Origin of the sequence: Gottfriedia sp. NPDC058432, assembly GCF_042721555.1 — a bacterium.
In the GTDB taxonomy this organism is placed as follows: Bacteria; Bacillota; Bacilli; order Bacillales; family Bacillaceae_G; genus Gottfriedia.
This window is the reverse complement of the sequence record NZ_JBHXLC010000030.1, coordinates 19,091-37,148: the sequence shown is the minus strand read 5'-3', so window position 1 is coordinate 37,148 and position 18,058 is coordinate 19,091. Positions and strand designations below refer to the sequence as shown.

Here is an 18,058-nt window from a genome sequence, read left to right as displayed (position 1 = left end):
AAGAAGGATTGAAATGGGCGTACAAAATCAAGTTGAAGATATTAAACAAACTCTAATATATAATGCACCTATTCAAAAAGTCTGGGAGGTCGTATCAACATCAGAAGGTATATCTGCATGGTTCATGCCAAATGACTTTAAACCAGTAGTAGGTCACGAGTTTCATTTGCAAGGTCCATTTGGTCCATCACCTTGTAAAGTTTTAGAAATTGATGAACCAAATCGAGTATCGTTTACTTGGGATGTTGATGGATGGGTAGTATCATTTATTTTAAAAGATTTAGGGGATCAAACTGAATTTACGCTAATCCATAGTGGATGGAAAACTGCTGATGAAATTCTTCCAAAACCAAACCAAAAAAGTGGTGTTGTCCGCGACAATATGAATGGTGGTTGGGTTGGTATTGTTCAGAAGCTTAAAAAGGTTGTTGAAAACTAGTGTCCAGCTCTGCACAAAAATATGACGTATTTCAAGCGATAGCCGATCCTACTAGAAGAGAAGTACTTAAATTATTAGCTAATAAAGAATTGCCGATTTCAGAGATATCAAGTAATTTTCCGATGAGTCGAACAGCAATTGCAAAACATCTCCATATACTTTCAGAAGCTGAATTAATAAGTGGAAGAAAAGTTGGCAGAGAAAGAAGATACAGATTAGAGCCAGAAGCATTTTTAGAGATTAAACAATGGTTAGCATATTACGAGCAATTTTGGGCAAATAAATTATCGATCTTACAACATCTAGTTGAAAATAAAGAAGATCAAAGTATAAAACTAGTTAAATCAAATAAAGATAATAATGAAGAGTAATGTCAAAACGAATCTAAAGTAGGTTCGTTTTTTTTGCATAGACATTTTTAGTTATACCTATATAATAAACTAATGTGGCAAAAAATTATTATGAAAAAATAGTTTCATACTTGAGGAGTTAAGCAATGCATAAAGGTATATATATTTTAGCTATTGCAACCTTTGTCGCAGGAACCGTTGAGTTTATTATTACTGGTTTACTGTCAATGATTGCAGGGGATTTACATGTTTCAGTTGGTGCGGTTGGTCAGCTAGTTTCAATTTTTTCAGTAGTATTTGCATTTGGAGCTCCTATTTTTATAGCGATCACTTCAAAAATAGAACGTAAAAAATTACTATTAATCGCATTAACAGTATTTTTCTTTGGAAATATTCTTTCCATCATTAGTCCGAATTTCGCTGTATTATTAATCGCACGTATTATACTTGCAGCAAGTTGCTCGGTTGTAATTGTCGTTTCAATAACGACTGCAACAAACATCGTTTCGCCTGAAATTAGAGGTAGAGCAATTGGAGTTATTTTTATGGGGATCAGTTCATCTCTAGTTTTTGGTGTCCCTTTGGGTACAGTTATCGGTGAAAACTTCGGTTGGAGAATGACATTTGTTTTAGTCGGTATATTAAGCTTATTGGCTATGTTAGGGATTTATAAATTCTTACCGAAAGTTAAAGGTCAGCCAACAATCCCATTGATCAAGCAAGTAGCAACACTTAAAAATAAACGTATTTTATCGATTCAACTAATTTCTTTTTTACAATTAACAGGACATTTTACAATTTATACTTACTTTACACCATATTTAATGAAAACGATGGGATTATCTACTAATATGATTAGTATTGTTTTACTAGTATTTGGAATGGCAGGAATTTTAGGTGGATGGTTAGGTGGTTGGTCTACTGATAAATTTGGTGGAAGTAAGACATTAGTGTTTAATTTAGGGTTATTAGCTATTTCTATTTTAACTTTAACATTCGCTCCTAGTTCAATTATTAGTTTATTTATTATAGTTGTTCTTTGGGGAACTGTATCTTGGTCAATTAGTCCAGCAGTTCAAGATAGTCTAGCGAGAGTGGCAAAAGATTCGGCTGATATCCAAGTTGGATTAAACAATTCTTTTTCTCATACGGGAATTGCATTAGGTTCGAGTTTAGGTGGAATCCTAATTACTCAGTATGCAGTAACAATGAACGCATTAGTAGGAGGAATTATTGTTATTTTTGCTTTATTTTCTGCGATTTATTCTTTTGCTCTAACAAATAAAGTGAATGAGAGTAAATTAATATAAAAAATGAAACGATGCGATTTTTATTGCATCGTTTTTTCTAATTTATTTTTCAGAATTGGACATTCTAAAAATATAGTTTTGCGGCATAAAACTAATCTTAATTAGAAGGTGATTTGTATGGAAAATAAACCAGCACATTTTGATGGCAGCGGAATTAATGAAGAAGCATTAGATCAAAATTACCAACAAGAGGATTATCAAGTAACAGAAGAAATGAGAAATAACATAAGCGGAAATCCTTATTTTTTTGAGTAAGATTTGAAAGCGATACAATTGGTATCGCTTTTTTTATTTGCATTTTTTGAATTGACTATGTTATTTAACTCTTTCATCAAATATGATTATTAGAAGAAGGAGGGATAAAAATGAGTTCATTTGCAAAAACGCCAAAACCTCCATATTATGCAGTTATTTTTTGTTCTAAAAGAACGGATGGAGATAATGGGTATAGTAAGGTGTCTGAAAAAATGGTTGAATTAGCATCGAGTCAACAAGGATTCCTAGGAGTTGAAAGCGCACGTGATCATGATATGGGGATAACGGTTTCTTATTGGGACTCCTTGGATGCTATTAAGACATGGAAAGAGCACGCAACTCACAAGGTTGCTCAAGAACGTGGAAAAAAAGACTGGTATGAATCCTTCGCATTAAGAGTGAGTAAAGTTGAAAGGGATAATTTTTTTGAAATGTAGTCAGTAATTGGTGGTGTAGATGTAAAAAATATTAAATAATTGGAATAAATTTGAATGAAAATGATAGTTATTATCAATACTATAAATAAGAAAGGGCAACCTTCTAAATAGGTTACCCTTAAGGACAATTACATTCCAGCTTCAAATGTTTTACAATCTGTTTCAGCATTGTTTTTAGCTTGTTTCCCTTTATGGCTCACAACATAAATGGAATCTGCACTACATTTGTTTCCAGAAGCCCAAAATTTACAGTTATCAACTTCGCAAAGTACATCTTTTGCCATTATAAGACACCTCCCTTAATTTTTATCATTCACATTAATAAAGGGATTGATACATCCATAATTTCTTTTTTTAATGTTTATTAATTCAAGTGAGAAACTTTAAAAGGCAAAGCTAAAACCTTATCGAAATACGGTAAGGTTTTTAAAGTTGTGCATTCATTCAAATTGGTATTGGACAGTTTTTGTTTTTAGCAGTGATCAGTTACATATTAATGGAGAAAGTAAAGCTTCATCCGGCTTTTATTGTAATGGGAGATTTGTTGTACGGTGGATTAAATTTATAATTTGAAAAAAGGGTGAGCAAGGCTTACCCTTTTTTGCACATTAGAAAGCTAAAATTTAAAGCGACGAAGGGGACTCGAAGTAGTTGCATATTTTGGAATTATGTAAAAGTGCAACTGCGCTTTTTGTCATCACTTTAAAGTTCGCCAATTGGCGAGTTTTTTAGAATGTTTAAGATATAACTTTTGTTGTAATTTGTTATTGTAATCTACTTTCAACTTGTTGACAAACTTCATCAGCTGTTAAGCCACTTGCCTCGATTACTGATCCTTGTGTAGCTACATTTTGCATTCCCATTACATTTGAATCAAGTCCTGTTACTACGCAGCAATCGCAACCATTTGCATCTGATTCCTGTTTTAATTCAACAACATCATGTCCCGCTGAACGTAATGCTTCTTGGACATTCGTTAAAGATTGTTCTACTCCGATTCTAGCCATAAAAAACACCTCCTCAGATATATAAGATTGGCAATTTACAGGAAAAATATTCTTTGAATAAAGAAGTTTAAGTTTAGAAAAAGTAAAGATGGAGGTGATTAATATGGGAAAAACTAAAAAAGATCCATCTAGAGTAGGCTTAGGATCACCAAATGTACAAGGTCAAGGGACTACAACATCTGAAACTGGTGTTGAGATGTCTTCTAGTAGAAAAAAACAAAAAAGAGAGATTAAATAAAGACTATTGGTCAGAATTCAAATGTTGCAATGACATTCAAAGTAATCTGACTAAAAAAACTATTTAATAAGAAGATGTCTCGCCACCTATTTATAGGTGGTTTTTTATTTTGATAAAAAATAAAATAGATAAGAGGAATCTACGATTGGTAAGAAGAATTAAGAACTTAATTAAATGATCTTGTTATCATACATTACATCAATTATAAAGTAATGTATTTTCTTTTTAATTAAACTATTGGGGAGAGTAGATGAATAGATGAATCATATTGTAAATGGTGATGTTGTTGGAGGAAAACTAAAATCTTTAAATGGTAATATGGTCGTATGGAGAGAAATGTATGATTTTGGACCACTTCATCAAGATTGGACTTTAGAAGAAACATATAAAAGAAGAGCAGAATTCTTTGAACAAAAACTACAAATTCCTTTGAGTTTTTTTATTGAAAATTGCAAAAGCCAATATCAATTATTAAATGAACTATCTCGTTCTGAGGAAGTTGTTCTATGGTTCGAACATGATCGATACGATCAGGTGACGATCCTCTATTTATTATCGGAATTATCGGCACTAGGATTTCAAAAAATTTCGATGGTTAGTATAAATGAATATGAAGGCATTGTACCATTTCACGGATTAGGTCAATTATCAACAGAACAATTAATTGAATTACTTCCAACTAGACAGGAAATTACAAACGTACAAATAGAAGAAGCATGTGCTGGATGGAAAGCTTATTGTTCAGATAATCTAGATGAACTGAATGAATTTATTCAAAAATGTCATGCGCTTCCGTTTTTAAAGCACGCATTATTAAGTCATATGACATATTTTCCTTCTCAACAAAATGGATTAAATGAAATAGAATTTTTAGCATTATCAATGATCAATGAAGGTATCAACTCTTTTGCAGAACTATTTAATAAGCTCGTAAGACAAAGAACAAATGATGGATTAAGCGATTTATATTTTGCAGCCATTCTAAATGAATTAATGAAAGGTGATTACCCATTAATAAGTAGTGACAGTGAATTACCAAGTTATAAACAACATAACCCGAAAGCAAAAATTGGTTTAACTAGATGGGGATTAGACGTACTAACGGGAAGAACAAATCGAATGAATTTAGTTGGAATAGACTGGTGGGTTGGAGGAGTACATTTAGTTGAAAAATCCTCTAAACAAAATATGTAAGGTCAGGTATTAATCATGGATGTTGTATTTAAATCAGAGAACAGAGTATTTAATTTAAGGGTTGCGGGTATTTGGATTGAAAATGGTCATGTCTTAATTCATAGACTAGCAACTGACACAATTTGGTCTTTACCTGGTGGGCGAATACAATTCAATGAGGAATCACATTTAAGCTTAAAAAGGGAGTTTATTGAAGAATTAGGAATTGAAGTTGAAATTGATCGGATGATGTGGACAGTAGAAAATTTCTTTTCTTATAAAGGAAATGATATTCACGAAGTTGGTCTTTAAGATAATTGAAAACGTTATAGAGGTGGTAATATGCGCCCGATTTTATTAGGAGTATTAGCGGCATTTTTCTTTTCAATCACATTTATTTTAAACCGCTCGATGGAATTATCCGGTGGAAGTTGGATTTGGAGCGCATCTTTAAGATACTTTTTTATGGTTCCTTTTTTATTGATCATTGTAATAGCTAGAAGAAATTTTTATGAATTATTGAAAGAAATGAGAGGGAAATTAAAAAGTTGGATTATATGGTCAACAATTGGCTTCGGTTTATTTTATGCACCAATATGTCTTGCAGCAGTTTATTCTCCAGGATGGCTAATAGCTAGTTCATGGCAGATAACGATTTTATCTGGGTCTCTATTAGCACCATTTTTCTTCATATCAGTTCAAACATCAAATGGAACCCGAAAGGTACGTGGGAAAATTCCTTTTAAAGGATTGGGAATGTCTTTACTAATCATATTTGGTATTTTATTAATGCAAGTTGAGTTAGCTACAAAAATAGCTATTTCAACAGTTTTAACAGGTATTTTACCAGTTATTATTGCCTCATTTGCATACCCACTTGGCAATCGGAAAATGATGGAAATATGTGATGGCAAGCTGGATGTATATCAACGCGTTTTAGGAATGACTTTAGCAAGTTTACCGTTTTGGATCATCCTATCAATCTATGGTTTACATACTGTAGGACTACCAAGTCAAAACCAAGTATCACAATCATTAATGGTAGCGATCTCATCGGGAGTAATTGCTACTGTATTATTTTTTCAAGCTACTGATTTAGTAAGGGGAAATATGCAAAAATTAGGTGCAGTAGAAGCAACCCAATCCATGGAAGTATTATTCACGGTAATTGGTGAAATGATCTTCTTATCATCAGCATCTCCATCAATTATTTCTTGGTTTGGAATGGTTATTATAATGATTGGCATGATTTTACATAGTTATCTATCACAGAGGGGTAAGTCCGTACAGCAAGATAGGGAAACTGTTAATTTATGAAACGTTATTCAATGAAATTCAACTAACGAAAAAACTTCAAGTATATACTTTTTGAATGACTAACCTAGTGGAAAGAGGTGATTAATATGTATAAAGAATTCAATGAATCACTTGTATTAGATAAAAATAAGAATTCAGTATCCATCTTAACACCAAAAGATTTTAGTTTTAAAGAATGCTTAGTATTTTTGGCAAGATCAAAAAATGAGGTAGTCCATCAAGTTAATGGGGAATATTTTTTTAAACTTATTAAAATAGAAAATAGATTAATTTTACTAAAAGTAAGTAGTGTACATAACCAATTATTAATTGAATTTCCAGACCAAAATCCAAATGAAGAAATAAAAGTAGCTTCAGCAGCCTTTATATGGGAATTATTTGATTTAAACAGAGACCTAACCGAATTCTATCAATTAAGTAAAGAGAATCAGATGTTACAGTTGCTAATTGAACAGCATTTTGGCCTTCGCATAATTGGAATTCCGGATTTATTTGAAGCATTTACATGGGCAATTATGGGGCAACAAATCAATCTGTCATTTGCGTTTTCTCTGAAAAGAAGCTTTGTTGAAAAATATGGAGAAAGCTTTAGATGGAATGATGAAATTTTTTGGCTATTTCCAACTCCAGATGTAATATCCAAACTTGAAGTTTCTGATTTAACTAGTCTGAAATTTACAACACGAAAAGCGGAATATGTGATTGGGATTGCAAAATTAATGACAGAAGGATTCATTTCAAAAGAATCTCTCAATCGTTTAATTTCATACGAGAAAAAGTTAAATAAGTTATTAGAAATTAGAGGAGTTGGGAACTGGACTGCTGATTACGTTTTGATGAAATGTTTACAAGAGAAATCTGCGTTTCCAATTGCCGATGTAGGAATACATAATGCATTAAAAAATCAACTATCATTAGAGAAAAAACCTTCAATTGAAGAAATTAAGAAGATGGCTACAAAATGGAAGGGCTGGGAGGCTTACGTAACGTTTTATTTATGGAGATCATTATATTCCTAAATACATAATACAAAGTAAAGTTCACTAAAATTGAAAAATCCCCCTATATTCCGATACATAATTGGTATTTATTGTTAAAATAATGTTAACAAGAATAATTGGGGGAAAAGCATGAAAAGACTTATTTTATCATTTTCCGAAAGAAGACTCCTTCCTCAATTACGTGAAGGTGTGATAACATCACCAGTAATAGGTGGTAGTTGAATGTCGGTTAGGCGTATGCTTAAAGGCTTTTTTTGTTGCCCGTTTCATATCTCAATGATCTATTCAGTCTTAAGTAAGATAAGGGCTGAGGTTACAATGATTTTAGATAGCGATAATCTGTATTCTTAATATATTACCATCTTGTGTTAGTTGTAATGAAGTGAGGTGAAAACAATGCTAGTCAATAAAGCATATAAATTCCGTATATATCCAACTAAAGAACAGGAAACCCTAATTGTTAAAACAATCGGATGTAGTCGTTTTATATTCAATCGCTTTTTAGGTCAATGGAAAGATGCATACAAAGAAACTGGCAAAGGATTAACATACAATTCTTGTTCTGCTGAATTAACACAGTTGAAAAAAGAGTTAATATGGCTAAAAGAAGTTGACAGCATTGCTCTTCAATCCTCACTGAAAAGCCTTAGCGATTCTTATTCACGATTCTTCAACAAGCAGAATAACGCACCACGCTTTAAGTCTAAAAAGAATCAAGTTCAATCCTATACAACAAAAGAAACGAATGGAAATATTGCCGTTGTCGAAAACAAAATAAAACTCCCTAAACTTGGTCTTGTTCGCTTTGCTAAAAGTCGCGAAGTACATGGTCGTGTTTTGAATGCAACCGTTAGACGAACTCCAAGTGGTAAATACTTTGTATCCATTCTTGTAGAAGTAGACGTACTACCACTGGTGAAAGCTGAATCATCGATTGGTATCGACTTAGGCATTACTGATTTTGCCATTTTGTCTGACGGAAGAAAAATTGACAACAATAAATTTACTGCCAAAATGGAAAAGAAACTAAAACGTGAACAGCGAAAACTTTCAGGACGTGCTTTACATGCTAAAAAGAATGGGGTTAATCTTCTTTATGCAAAAAACTATCAGAAACAAAAAAGAAAAGTCGCTAGATTACACGAAAGAGTAATGAATCAACGTGATGATTTCCTTAACAAGTTGAGTACAGAAATCATCAAAAACCACGATATAATCTGTATTGAAACCTTGAAAATTAAGGGAATGATACGTAATCACAAATTAGCCAAATCTATCTCTGATGTATCATGGTCTGCATTTGTATCTAAATTAGAATACAAAGCTATATGGTATGGTAAAACAATCATGAAAGTAAGTAAATGGTTTCCATCCAGCCAAATATGTTCTGATTGTGGGCACCAAGATTGCAAGAAATCTCTTGCAATCAGGGAATGGACCTGTCCTATTTGCTATCAACATCACGATCGAGATATAAATGCCAGTAAAAATATCCTAGCTGAAGGCTTACGAGCATTGGCTATGGCATAAATAACCATAGAACCGTAGGAATCTACGGGGATAGCTTGGCAAATATGAGAAACCTCTGCTGGCAAAGAAATAACACTTGCAAGTATGCTCAGTTCCCAAGAATCTCCCACTTCAAACAACCAGTAAAGGTGTTAAGTGGTGAGTAGTTCAAGATTATGGTAATTATTCCTATGAAGCAGAGCTAAGAAGCTTACAAGCAACTGCTAAGCAGCTGGGTGTTGGTTTATGGAGCAAAAATAAAACCAATCAAACAAAAACGAATAATTCGTCTAAAAATAATAAACAGTATTTTAAAAATTGCACGGACTTAAGAAAAATCTATCCAAATGGAGTACCAAAAGGGAATAAAGCGTACCAAGCACAACTGGATCGTGATCATGATAATTATGCGTGTGAAACAGAGTAAAAACAGAGTAAAAACACCTATTACTAGGTGTTTTTTATCTGATTAGGTCTGTTATTTTCGAATTAAATCCCTGAGTCTTGGAATTATTAAGTTTTGTCTTAAAAATTTTAAAAGAGCAGCAATTCTACAAAGGATTTTCGGTTTAATAATAGAATAGTATTAGTGCCTAAAAAATTATTTTTACAATCTTGTTTAATCATGACAAAATATAAATAAGAAAAATTGAAGAGGACGGGACTATGATTAAATTTTTTAAACGACTATTTAGTAAAGAAAAAACAAATCAAGTTACATTGCCATTAAAAGAAACTCGTTCCCTATCAAAAGTGGAAATCGAATATATTATTAGTGAGTTTACTGATAAACAGAATAAATTAGTAGGGGATATGAAAATAAATTCTGTTAATAATGCCGATATTGAGTTTAATGAACTAATCACAAATAGAATCACGAATAATTTAAAGTACAGAATACCTTTTTTAGAAATTGAGTTAATTTATTTAAATAATGTCTTAAGAGGAAAGAAAGTAAAATCAATAAAATATAAATTGTTTCATCAAGTCAGAGATACTGAAACGACAGAAATAACAGATATGGTTATAAATCAAGGATATTCTTTCGTTCCTTCAGTAGGTTATTTGAAAATTGGATAAAATTATAATGAAAACCCACAAGGTTATGTTCCTTGTGGGTTTTATGTTTTTCTTGAATTGCGTTTGGTATAAGGGGTTCAATTAATTGGCCATAGTATTTTGTACATAAAGCCATAATGCTCACTTTCTAAGGTTAGAAATCCAAAACTCTGATGGTTACCCTTGATTATGTGCCTCAAAATTCTCATTTGCCGTTGATTTAGGTAAATCGTTAACCTCATAAGCCACCCTTATTCCAGATTCGATTGCGCCTTGAATCCAACCTGGCGCTGTAGAAGTGTGATCACCAGCGAAATGGATTAGTCCTTCTGGAGTTGAAATATATGGAGCAATCTCTGTTTGCTGGTCAGGTTTGAAAATAGCAAAAGCTCCACCTGAAAAAGGATTTTCTGACCAACTAAATGTATTACCAGTAATAAACTCATTATATATTTCTTTACCGTAAATTCTGGATAAATCTTCTAGCGCATTCTCTATTTGTTCTTTTTCAGTTAAGCTATCCCAAATTGATGCATTATCTTCCCATGTATAGCTAGCTAATATGACGCCTGGGCCCTCTGAGCCAACGGATTGGCTTGGGAAATAGGAATAACGAACAGGTAAATCAGAAATCATTTTTCCACCAATATTACCTGTTTTCTCCCAAAATCTAGTTTTAAATTGTAATCCAATTTTAGTCGAAGGAACATAATGTAATTGTCGAATTGCTTTATATTTGTTATAAGAAAATAAATCGCGTGGAATGATTTCAACGAAGTTTAGTAAAGAAAAAGGTATGGTAATGATGGCTAAGTCTCCAGTTACAGTATATGCCTGCGAGGTTTGTGTATCCTCTGTATGAATCGTTACAGAAGAATCGTGTTGTTCAATTTTTTTCATTTTTTGATTTAAAAAAATATTTTCTTTTAATTCAGGTAGGAATGAATACGGTAAGTGATCATTTCCACCTTTTATTTCATAAAATTTTAGTCCAGGAGTAAATAGAATCATTACTTCTCGAAGTAAGGCAGTGAATGAAAGCTCAGGAAAGCCTTCCATCCCAAGCATAACCTTAATCATATCAATGGCTCCAACTGATAATGTTCTACCATATGGATTGTATTTTAAATAATATTCCATTGAATAACGATCAAGTAATTTAATAACGATTTCCCAATTCTTTTTTGGATTCTTTTTAATAAAGTCAGTTACAGGTTGCATGGCGTATTGAGCCAAATATTCAGCTGTTTTACCTTTTTCAGATGGTGAAGTAGGGAAGTTAAGAATGTCGGGATTTTCTTCATACAGCTTTTGAATGGTTCTTACATTGTTTACGTATATAATATCGTTTGGAGTACTATTAATGAATTCTTCTAAAGGGAGGTTAAATTTCTTAATATATTCTAAAACAAGCAAGTGAATAGATGGTAATCGCATTGCACCATTTTCCATATACTGTCCTGCATAAAAATTACGATTAGTAAAAATACGACCACCAATTCGATCATTTCCTTCGAGAACTGTTACTTCATGTCCTGCTCCTTTTAAAAGTGAAGCAGCTACTAAACCTGATATCCCAGCACCTACAATAATAATATTTTTAGGCTCAAGTGTTTTTGGTAGTCCTGTACGAATTGTTTGAAGCATTATTTCCATTGATATAGGAGGCTCCATACTAACTGGCATAATTTCGCTCCTCTATATTTATGACATTCATAGAAGTTTATTCAAAAATAGAAGAATATAGAAGAGGTTAAAAGCAGGATTAGGAATAGAAATGGCATAAGAAAAAGAGCTTGAAAAATCAAAGCTCTCGGTTTGTAGAAAATTCCCCTAAAAATTTGCTACTTTTTACGTCTAAATAGGTTAACGATAAATACAATAATTGCGATAATTAATAGAATATGAATTAGACCGCCTGCGATATGGAAAGTAAAAAAACCTAATACCCATAAGATTAAAAGAATAAAAAATAAAATCCACATAATATGAACATTCCTTTCTTGATGACTGTATTATTACGTTCTCCAATTTTATCTTTCATATCCATTTATTGAGCACAAAAGTGAAAAAGCTACCAAAATAGGTAGCTTTTTCGGGCTGTCTGAAATGTATTAAAATTTATCAAAAACAGTGTAAGGCATTTGTCTCTTATGTCTTGATTTATTAAACCATGATTCGATTTTTGCTTGAGAGTCACTATTAATTTCTTTGCCTTCTAAGTAATCATCGATATCATCGTATGTAACACCAAGTGCGACTTCATCTGCTAATTGTGGACGATCCTCTTCAAGGTCAGCAGTCGGAACTTTTTCATATAGCTTTGGTGGGCAATTTAATTCTTTTAGCAGCATCTTTCCTTGTCGTTTATTTAGACGGAAGATCGGACAAAGGTCTGAACCACCATCGCCAAATTTAGTGTAAAAACCAGTAACAGCCTCAGCGGAATGGTCAGTGCCTAAGACAACACACCCATTCATAGCAGCAATGCTATATTGAGCTTTCATTCTTTCACGAGCCTTTTCATTACCTTTTGCAAAATCAGTAAGTTCTACGCCAATATCTTTTAATGTGTTAACACTAGCATCTACAGCAGCTTTAATATTCACTGTGTAGGTCTTAGTTGGTTGGATAAACTTTAACGCTTCCTGGCAGTCCTCTTCGTCCATTTGAACGCCATATGGTAATCGAATTGCGATAAATAGATAGTTTTTTTCTGATTGCTCACTATTTAATTCATCTATTGCGATTTGTGCAAGCTTACCAGTTAAAGTTGAATCTTGACCACCTGAAATACCTAATACAAATCCATTTAAAAAAGGATGTTTTTTAAGATAGCTTTTTAGGAAATCAACACTTATTCTTACTTCCTCTTTAGGATCGATAACTGGCTTTACTTTCATTTCTTCGACAATTTCTTTTTGTAAACTGTTCAATCTTCATTCTCCTTTTGATACAGATTGTATTTTTTTATATAAGCGTAGCAATCCTCAGGTAATAAATATCTTGGCTCGCCACCTTTTGCAAACTCTTCTCGGATATATGTTGAACTAATTTCCATCGCTAATCCTTTATCAATTAGATGAAATCTTGAACCGTTATCATTGTTTCTTAATAAGGGAGAACGAGAGATGGTTTTTAACATATCAATTCCATCACGAGCCATTACAATGAATTTATTTTCGGAAACTAATTGGTCCCCGTATTTCCATTTTCCTTCTGCAATATCTTCTAGGAGATCAGCTCCCATTATGAAATAAACTTCATCTTCATTGTATTTCGCTTTAAAATGGTTCATTGTATAGTAAGTGAAAACTTCCCAAGCCTCTTTACTCATTTCATAATCGTCTGCAATAAACTTTGAGTTGTTTTGAATTGCCAGTTTTAACATATTCCAACGATGTTCATCAGTATTATGTAATTGTTTATCTCTTCTTTTTGAAGAGCATGGTAAAAAGATAACTTTGTCTAATTGACAACGATGAGCAATCGTACTTGCAGTCCATAAATGAACGTTTGTAATCGGATCAAACGAACTGCCATAAATCCCAATTTTAGCCATTTTTCATTTCCTCTGTTTTCTTTCTAGCTTCTGCTATTTTTTCCATTTTGTTATCCCAACATTTTTGACTTAAGTCTACTGGATATTCTTCAGGGTTTAATGCACGTTTGTATTCTTCCCAAAGTACACTTAAGTTGTTTTCAGCAAAATCCTGAATGTCTTTAATTGCAGGAACTTTGTAGACTAATTCACCTTTAGTAAAGATTTGGTGATGAAGTTCTCTAGCTTCAAAATTAGTTACAAACTTACTGATATATGGATGGATTGGGTGGAATAACTTTATTTTTTCCTCAGACCCTGGATCTTCATCTTCAAGGGCAATATAATCAGCCTCAGCGTGATGGTTCACTGTATTAATAATTCGATACAATTTCTTTAGTCCAGGAGTTGTTACTTTTTCAGGGTTTTGAGAAATTTTTATTGTATCGATCATTTTCCCATTTTCATCTTCAATACTTACTAATTTATAAACAGCTCCAAGGGCCGGTTGATCATATGCTGTAATAAGTTTTGTTCCTATTCCCCAAGAATCAATTTTTGCTCCTTGCGATTTTAAATTTAAAATTGTATATTCATCTAAATCATTCGAAGCAACAATTTTTGTATTTACGAAACCAGCTTCATCGAGCATTTTTCTAGCTTCTTTCGATAAATAGGCTAAGTCACCACTATCTAGTCTGATGGCTGCAAAGTTAATTTTATCACCTAGTTCTTTTGCGACTTTAATCGCATTAGGCACTCCACTTTTTAGTGTATCGTATGTATCAACTAGGAATGTACAGTTATAATGACGATCCGCATATTTTTTGAAAGCTATGTATTCATCTCGATATGCTTGCACGAGCGCATGTGCATGTGTACCTGAAACAGGAATGTTAAATAGTTTTCCAGCACGAACATTACTAGTCGCATGGAATCCACCAATATAAGCGGCTCTTGCTCCCCAAATGGCAGCATCAAATTCTTGAGCACGTCTTGTTCCAAATTCCATTAACGTATCAGTACCAACGATATGTTTAATTCGTGAAGCTTTCGTAGCAATTAATGTTTGATAATTAACGATGTTTAATAACGCAGTTTCAATTAATTGCGCCTCTAGAAGTGGGGCCTCAACTCTTAAAATTGGTTCATTCCCAAATACTAATTCTCCTTCTTGAATTGATCTAATTGAACCTGTGAATTTTACACCAGACAAAAATTGAATATATTCATCCTTATATCCTAGTTCTTCTTTTAAATAGTCAAGATCTGAACTACTAAATTTAAAATTCTGCAGATAACTGATTATTTTTTCTAAACCTGCAAAGATTGCATATCCATTTCCAAATGGGAGTTTACGAAAATAAAGTTCAAAAATGGCATTTTTATTGTGAATATTGTCTCCCCAATAAGTTTCAGCCATATTAATTTGATAAAGGTCTGTATGAAGTGCAAGGCTATCATCTTGAAAGTTGTAATTCATCTTATTTCCGCCCCTAAAGTATTTTTGAAATGACTTAAAGCCCATTCATGCCCAGCTGCATTAAAGCTTGCAACAGCCTGCTGGTGAACGACTATTTTATACCCCTTATTATAAGCATCGACCGCGGTATGTAATACACAAATATCAGTGCAAACTCCTATTAAATGAAGTTCGTTTATGCCTCTTTCATTTAGTTTTATCTCAAGGTCTGTTCCGGCAAAAGCGGAGTAACGAGTTTTATCGAGCCATTGAACAGTTGAATTGCCCTTTGATGAATTGTATAAGCCCATTAATCCACCATATAAATCTCTTCCTTTAGTATGTCTAATATTATGAGGTGGGAATAATTTTGTTTCGGGATGAAACGGATCATTCTCATCATGGACGTCTACTGCAAATACAACATAATCTTGATTTTCTATGAAATTTTTAGTTAATTGAAGAATGCTTTGCTCAATAACTTGCGCAGGTTTACCACAAGTTAATGAACCAGCATCAGCTACAAAGTCATTCGTATAATCAATAATAATGAGCGCTTTTTTATCCATTTATTAATCACCCCAAATAATAAGAATGTTAATTTTTTCACATAATAGAAAAAATTAAATTAGTTTTTCATCTACAATATTATTATAAGTTAATTCAGATGAAAACCTAAATTTTGGAAATTTAATAGATCATTTTTATATTATTAACTTTACAATTAAAAATTACTATTTTTCGTAGGTTTTATAACCTTTGTATTGATTAGAGGAAATTAATGAAATGTACCGAACTAACTAGATAGATTAATTAACAGTTAGAAGAGGTGACATGATGGAAGTAGTTCGTGCAAAATTAGAGCATATTTCAGAAGTAGCAAATTTATTTGATCAGTACAGAATGTTTTATAAACAAGAAAGTAATTTAATTGGAGCGATTGATTTTATAACCGAGAGAATTAAAACACAAGATTCTGTTATTTTTCTTGTGAAAGAAGAAAATCAATCTATAGGATTTACTCAGTTATATCCTTCATTTTCTTCAGTATCAATGAAAAAGTTATGGATTTTAAATGATTTATATGTAACCGAAACAGCAAGGCAAAAAGGAGTAGCTCAATTGCTGTTAAATGCAGCAAAGAAATTTGCAATCGAATCGAACGCAAAAGCATTGGATTTACAAACTGCGATTGATAATAAATCGGCACAAGCATTATATGAAAAAAATGGCTATCAAGTTGATCAAGAATTTCTTTCGTATTCATTAAATTTAGAAAATCAATAAAATAGAATCTTTAAGAACTATTATCAAATGCTTTAAAATAGTTTAATAAAGTCAGGCCTTAAAATAAAACTAACTTGAAGGAGAAGACAATGCTTACAGTTAAAGGCTCATTTAATGAAGCTAAAATATTTACAGATAATGTGGAACAAGGAGCAATTGGGCAAATTATTGAACTATGTAATCAAGAGTTCGTGAAAAGTTCTAAAATTAGAATTATGCCAGATACTCATGCAGGTAAGGGATGCACGATTGGAACGACAATGACGATTCAAGATAAAATCGTTCCAAATCTCGTTGGGGTTAACTAAAACGGCTCCAACGTTAAAAAACTCGCTCAATTGCTGGAAACCCTAACGTAAAATATAGTCGAGGGCAATCAGCAGCCAGAGGTTATGGTGACATAATCAAATGGTTCAGAGACTTGCACGTTGTTAGCAGACGATTGTGCAGAATTATTCTACTTGCTAATCTCGGATGGAATAGTTAACACGGCGAGCCTACATAAGGAGCTGCATACTCCGATGACTGTAGAGAAGGTATAGTCCACTCTCTAAGAAATTAGAGGTTAACGTACGATATAGGTTGCGGAATGGAAACAATAAGAGTTTCACAAAAAGATATCGATTTTCAAAAACTAGATGCTGTCATTCGTAAACATGTTCCATCAGGGTTTTCAATTCGAAATAATAAGCATGATTTTGTGAAGAAAATTGATTTTTCACAGTTGTACTGCTTTAAAGAATTAAATGAAACAAGAACAAAGCTTAGCTTGGGCTCACTTGGTGGTGGAAATCATTTTATTGAGTGCAATTCTGATGAGGACGGAAATATTTATTTTGTTATACATTCCGGAAGCCGAAATTTAGGTAAAGTTGTAGCGGAATTTTATCAGAAAAAGGCGTATGAATTATCAAAGAGCCAGTCCGAAAATCGTTCAAAAGTCATTCAGCAATTAAGAGATGAAGGCCGTGAAAAAGAAATTGAAGCTGCATTAAAAAACCTTCCTTCGCTATATATTCCAAAGGATCTAGCGTATTTAGAAGGAGTTTGGTTTGATCGATATATGCACGATATGGCGATTGCCCAAGAATATGCCTTATGGAACCGTAAGGCAATGATGGATGAAATCGTAAAGAATATGGATTTAACAGTGGTTGAACAATTTACAACTGTTCATAATTATATTGATATCGAAAATATGATTCTGCGTAAAGGGGCAATTTCTGCTCAAAAAGGTGAGAAAGTATTGATTCCGATCAACATGCGAGATGGTAGTTTGATTGCAATCGGAAAAGGAAATCCAGATTGGAATTACTCGGCTCCTCATGGTGCAGGTCGAATTCTCAGTCGCACAAAGGCAAAGGCAACTCTTTCACTTGATGAGTTTAAAGAAACAATGAAGGATGTTTGGAGTACTTCAGTTTTAGAGAGTACACTAGATGAAAGTCCAATGGCATATAAGGAAATGAAAGAAATCATTGAAAATACAAAGGATGCGATTGATGTTATTAAAGTCATTAAACCACTTTATAATTTCAAAGCAAATTAATTCTAACTATATTACAAAATAAAGCCACCTATATGGTGGCTTTAAATTGGTAATGTACTATTTATGAGTAAGTGATTTTCAATATTAAGCCAATATACTACCCCATGAACCCGTTATGAGGAAG

At 32.8% G+C, this 18,058-nt stretch carries 23 protein-coding genes and 1 pseudogene; 16 read left to right on the top strand and 8 right to left on the bottom strand.

Going from position 1 to position 18,058, the window contains the following annotated elements:
* The first annotated feature begins 13 nt into the window (after positions 1-13).
* The 5 genes from ACFWM3_RS21790 (at position 14) to ACFWM3_RS21770 (ending at position 2,791) form a co-directional block, all read left to right on the top strand.
* Positions 14-439, top strand: a complete 426-nt coding sequence (locus ACFWM3_RS21790; protein WP_056471795.1) for an SRPBCC family protein — start codon at positions 14-16, stop codon at positions 437-439.
* Positions 439-810, top strand: coding sequence for an ArsR/SmtB family transcription factor (locus ACFWM3_RS21785; protein ID WP_056471797.1), 372 nt, complete (start codon positions 439-441; stop codon positions 808-810). The genes ACFWM3_RS21790 and ACFWM3_RS21785 overlap by 1 nt, the downstream gene beginning before the upstream one ends.
* Before the next feature lie 125 nt (positions 811-935).
* Positions 936-2,099 (top strand): MFS transporter, encoded by a 1,164-nt coding sequence (locus ACFWM3_RS21780; protein WP_056471798.1) that lies wholly within the window; start codon positions 936-938, stop codon positions 2,097-2,099.
* Between the two features lie 117 nt (positions 2,100-2,216).
* Positions 2,217-2,354, top strand: coding sequence for a hypothetical protein (locus tag ACFWM3_RS21775; protein WP_172795413.1), 138 nt, complete (start codon positions 2,217-2,219; stop codon positions 2,352-2,354).
* A 110-nt stretch (positions 2,355-2,464) separates the two neighbouring features.
* The gene (locus ACFWM3_RS21770; protein ID WP_390312904.1) at positions 2,465-2,791 is read left to right on the top strand and encodes an antibiotic biosynthesis monooxygenase family protein; all 327 of its coding nucleotides are present in this window, start codon (positions 2,465-2,467) and stop codon (positions 2,789-2,791) included.
* Between the two features lie 128 nt (positions 2,792-2,919).
* Here the strand turns inward: ACFWM3_RS21770 and ACFWM3_RS21765 are convergent, their stop codons facing one another.
* Positions 2,920-3,075, bottom strand: coding sequence for a DUF1540 domain-containing protein (locus tag ACFWM3_RS21765; RefSeq protein WP_069033300.1), 156 nt, complete (start codon positions 3,073-3,075; stop codon positions 2,920-2,922).
* A 480-nt stretch (positions 3,076-3,555) separates the two neighbouring features.
* Positions 3,556-3,798, bottom strand: coding sequence for a YkuS family protein (locus ACFWM3_RS21760; protein WP_056471845.1), 243 nt, complete (start codon positions 3,796-3,798; stop codon positions 3,556-3,558).
* A gap of 103 nt (positions 3,799-3,901) precedes the next feature.
* On the opposite strand from ACFWM3_RS21760, the gene ACFWM3_RS21755 reads away from it, so the two are divergent.
* From ACFWM3_RS21755 to ACFWM3_RS21720, 8 genes are all read left to right on the top strand, one after another.
* Positions 3,902-4,036 carry a YuzL family protein gene (locus ACFWM3_RS21755; protein WP_082459488.1) on the top strand — a complete coding sequence of 45 codons (135 nt, stop codon included), beginning with the start codon at positions 3,902-3,904 and terminating at the stop codon, positions 4,034-4,036.
* 258 nt (positions 4,037-4,294) lie between these two features.
* On the top strand, positions 4,295-5,230 hold the full coding sequence (locus ACFWM3_RS21750; RefSeq protein WP_390312903.1) for a DUF1835 domain-containing protein: 936 nt from the start codon (positions 4,295-4,297) through the stop codon (positions 5,228-5,230).
* Positions 5,231-5,245: 15 nt separating this feature from the next.
* Entirely contained in the window at positions 5,246-5,521 is a 276-nt protein-coding gene (locus tag ACFWM3_RS21745) for an NUDIX domain-containing protein (protein ID WP_390312902.1), read from the top strand.
* A gap of 30 nt (positions 5,522-5,551) precedes the next feature.
* Positions 5,552-6,526, top strand: coding sequence for a DMT family transporter (locus ACFWM3_RS21740; protein ID WP_390312901.1), 975 nt, complete (start codon positions 5,552-5,554; stop codon positions 6,524-6,526).
* Between the two features lie 86 nt (positions 6,527-6,612).
* Positions 6,613-7,545 carry a DNA-3-methyladenine glycosylase family protein gene (locus ACFWM3_RS21735; RefSeq protein WP_390312900.1) on the top strand — a complete coding sequence of 311 codons (933 nt, stop codon included), beginning with the start codon at positions 6,613-6,615 and terminating at the stop codon, positions 7,543-7,545.
* Positions 7,546-7,923: 378 nt separating this feature from the next.
* Positions 7,924-9,057 carry an IS200/IS605 family element RNA-guided endonuclease TnpB gene (tnpB, locus tag ACFWM3_RS21730; protein ID WP_390312899.1) on the top strand — a complete coding sequence of 378 codons (1,134 nt, stop codon included), beginning with the start codon at positions 7,924-7,926 and terminating at the stop codon, positions 9,055-9,057.
* A gap of 211 nt (positions 9,058-9,268) precedes the next feature.
* Positions 9,269-9,463, top strand: a complete 195-nt coding sequence (locus tag ACFWM3_RS21725) for an excalibur calcium-binding domain-containing protein (protein WP_390312922.1) — start codon at positions 9,269-9,271, stop codon at positions 9,461-9,463.
* A gap of 239 nt (positions 9,464-9,702) precedes the next feature.
* The gene (locus ACFWM3_RS21720) at positions 9,703-10,116 is read left to right on the top strand and encodes a hypothetical protein (RefSeq protein ID WP_056471864.1); all 414 of its coding nucleotides are present in this window, start codon (positions 9,703-9,705) and stop codon (positions 10,114-10,116) included.
* Positions 10,117-10,272: 156 nt separating this feature from the next.
* Here the strand turns inward: ACFWM3_RS21720 and ACFWM3_RS21715 are convergent, their stop codons facing one another.
* The 6 genes from ACFWM3_RS21715 to ACFWM3_RS21690 form a co-directional block, all read right to left on the bottom strand.
* On the bottom strand, positions 10,273-11,781 hold the full coding sequence (locus ACFWM3_RS21715; RefSeq protein WP_056471865.1) for a flavin monoamine oxidase family protein: 1,509 nt from the start codon (positions 11,779-11,781) through the stop codon (positions 10,273-10,275).
* Positions 11,782-11,939: 158 nt separating this feature from the next.
* A complete protein-coding gene (locus ACFWM3_RS21710) occupies positions 11,940-12,080 on the bottom strand; it encodes a lmo0937 family membrane protein (protein ID WP_216600079.1) in 141 nt (46 codons plus the stop codon).
* Positions 12,081-12,209: 129 nt separating this feature from the next.
* A complete protein-coding gene (gene nadE / locus ACFWM3_RS21705; protein ID WP_390312898.1) occupies positions 12,210-13,031 on the bottom strand; it encodes an ammonia-dependent NAD(+) synthetase in 822 nt (273 codons plus the stop codon).
* Positions 13,028-13,657 (bottom strand): nicotinate (nicotinamide) nucleotide adenylyltransferase, encoded by a 630-nt coding sequence (gene nadD, locus ACFWM3_RS21700; RefSeq protein WP_069033280.1) that lies wholly within the window; start codon positions 13,655-13,657, stop codon positions 13,028-13,030. The genes nadE and nadD overlap by 4 nt, the downstream gene beginning before the upstream one ends.
* Entirely contained in the window at positions 13,650-15,119 is a 1,470-nt protein-coding gene (locus ACFWM3_RS21695) for a nicotinate phosphoribosyltransferase (protein WP_056471875.1), read from the bottom strand. Before ACFWM3_RS21695 ends, nadD begins: the two co-directional genes overlap by 8 nt.
* A complete protein-coding gene (locus ACFWM3_RS21690; protein ID WP_056471877.1) occupies positions 15,116-15,667 on the bottom strand; it encodes a cysteine hydrolase family protein in 552 nt (183 codons plus the stop codon). The genes ACFWM3_RS21695 and ACFWM3_RS21690 overlap by 4 nt, the downstream gene beginning before the upstream one ends.
* Positions 15,668-15,935: 268 nt before the next feature.
* Here ACFWM3_RS21690 and ACFWM3_RS21685 point away from each other — a divergent pair, with 268 nt between their 5' ends.
* From ACFWM3_RS21685 to ACFWM3_RS21675, 3 genes and pseudogenes are all read left to right on the top strand, one after another.
* Positions 15,936-16,385 carry a GNAT family N-acetyltransferase gene (locus tag ACFWM3_RS21685; RefSeq protein WP_056471880.1) on the top strand — a complete coding sequence of 150 codons (450 nt, stop codon included), beginning with the start codon at positions 15,936-15,938 and terminating at the stop codon, positions 16,383-16,385.
* 89 nt (positions 16,386-16,474) lie between these two features.
* Positions 16,475-16,690 (top strand): annotated as a pseudogene (locus ACFWM3_RS21680) (RtcB family protein); the annotation flags it as partial.
* A gap of 284 nt (positions 16,691-16,974) precedes the next feature.
* Positions 16,975-17,934, top strand: coding sequence for an RtcB family protein (locus ACFWM3_RS21675; protein ID WP_483867285.1), 960 nt, complete (start codon positions 16,975-16,977; stop codon positions 17,932-17,934).
* The last annotated feature ends 124 nt before the right edge of the window (positions 17,935-18,058 follow it).

What these genes read in the sequence shown, in the direction of transcription:
- ACFWM3_RS21770 (WP_390312904.1), top strand. Translation starts at nt 2,465, where the DNA reads ATGAGTTCATTTGCAAAAACGCCAAAACCTCCATATTATGCAGTTATT.
- ACFWM3_RS21690 (WP_056471877.1), bottom strand. Translation starts at nt 15,667, where the DNA reads ATGGATAAAAAAGCGCTCATTATTATTGATTATACGAATGACTTTGTA.
- tnpB (WP_390312899.1), top strand. Translation starts at nt 7,924, where the DNA reads ATGCTAGTCAATAAAGCATATAAATTCCGTATATATCCAACTAAAGAA.
- ACFWM3_RS21775 (WP_172795413.1), top strand. Translation starts at nt 2,217, where the DNA reads ATGGAAAATAAACCAGCACATTTTGATGGCAGCGGAATTAATGAAGAA.
- ACFWM3_RS21715 (WP_056471865.1), bottom strand. Translation starts at nt 11,781, where the DNA reads ATGCCAGTTAGTATGGAGCCTCCTATATCAATGGAAATAATGCTTCAA.
- ACFWM3_RS21790 (WP_056471795.1), top strand. Translation starts at nt 14, where the DNA reads ATGGGCGTACAAAATCAAGTTGAAGATATTAAACAAACTCTAATATAT.
- ACFWM3_RS21760 (WP_056471845.1), bottom strand. Translation starts at nt 3,798, where the DNA reads ATGGCTAGAATCGGAGTAGAACAATCTTTAACGAATGTCCAAGAAGCA.
- nadD (WP_069033280.1), bottom strand. Translation starts at nt 13,657, where the DNA reads ATGGCTAAAATTGGGATTTATGGCAGTTCGTTTGATCCGATTACAAAC.
- ACFWM3_RS21780 (WP_056471798.1), top strand. Translation starts at nt 936, where the DNA reads ATGCATAAAGGTATATATATTTTAGCTATTGCAACCTTTGTCGCAGGA.
- ACFWM3_RS21745 (WP_390312902.1), top strand. Translation starts at nt 5,246, where the DNA reads ATGGATGTTGTATTTAAATCAGAGAACAGAGTATTTAATTTAAGGGTT.
- ACFWM3_RS21685 (WP_056471880.1), top strand. Translation starts at nt 15,936, where the DNA reads ATGGAAGTAGTTCGTGCAAAATTAGAGCATATTTCAGAAGTAGCAAAT.
- ACFWM3_RS21720 (WP_056471864.1), top strand. Translation starts at nt 9,703, where the DNA reads ATGATTAAATTTTTTAAACGACTATTTAGTAAAGAAAAAACAAATCAA.
- ACFWM3_RS21710 (WP_216600079.1), bottom strand. Translation starts at nt 12,080, where the DNA reads ATGTGGATTTTATTTTTTATTCTTTTAATCTTATGGGTATTAGGTTTT.
- ACFWM3_RS21750 (WP_390312903.1), top strand. Translation starts at nt 4,295, where the DNA reads ATGAATCATATTGTAAATGGTGATGTTGTTGGAGGAAAACTAAAATCT.
- ACFWM3_RS21735 (WP_390312900.1), top strand. Translation starts at nt 6,613, where the DNA reads ATGTATAAAGAATTCAATGAATCACTTGTATTAGATAAAAATAAGAAT.
- ACFWM3_RS21695 (WP_056471875.1), bottom strand. Translation starts at nt 15,119, where the DNA reads ATGAATTACAACTTTCAAGATGATAGCCTTGCACTTCATACAGACCTT.
- ACFWM3_RS21675 (WP_483867285.1), top strand. Translation starts at nt 16,975, where the DNA reads ATGGAAACAATAAGAGTTTCACAAAAAGATATCGATTTTCAAAAACTA.
- ACFWM3_RS21765 (WP_069033300.1), bottom strand. Translation starts at nt 3,075, where the DNA reads ATGGCAAAAGATGTACTTTGCGAAGTTGATAACTGTAAATTTTGGGCT.
- ACFWM3_RS21755 (WP_082459488.1), top strand. Translation starts at nt 3,902, where the DNA reads ATGGGAAAAACTAAAAAAGATCCATCTAGAGTAGGCTTAGGATCACCA.
- ACFWM3_RS21740 (WP_390312901.1), top strand. Translation starts at nt 5,552, where the DNA reads ATGCGCCCGATTTTATTAGGAGTATTAGCGGCATTTTTCTTTTCAATC.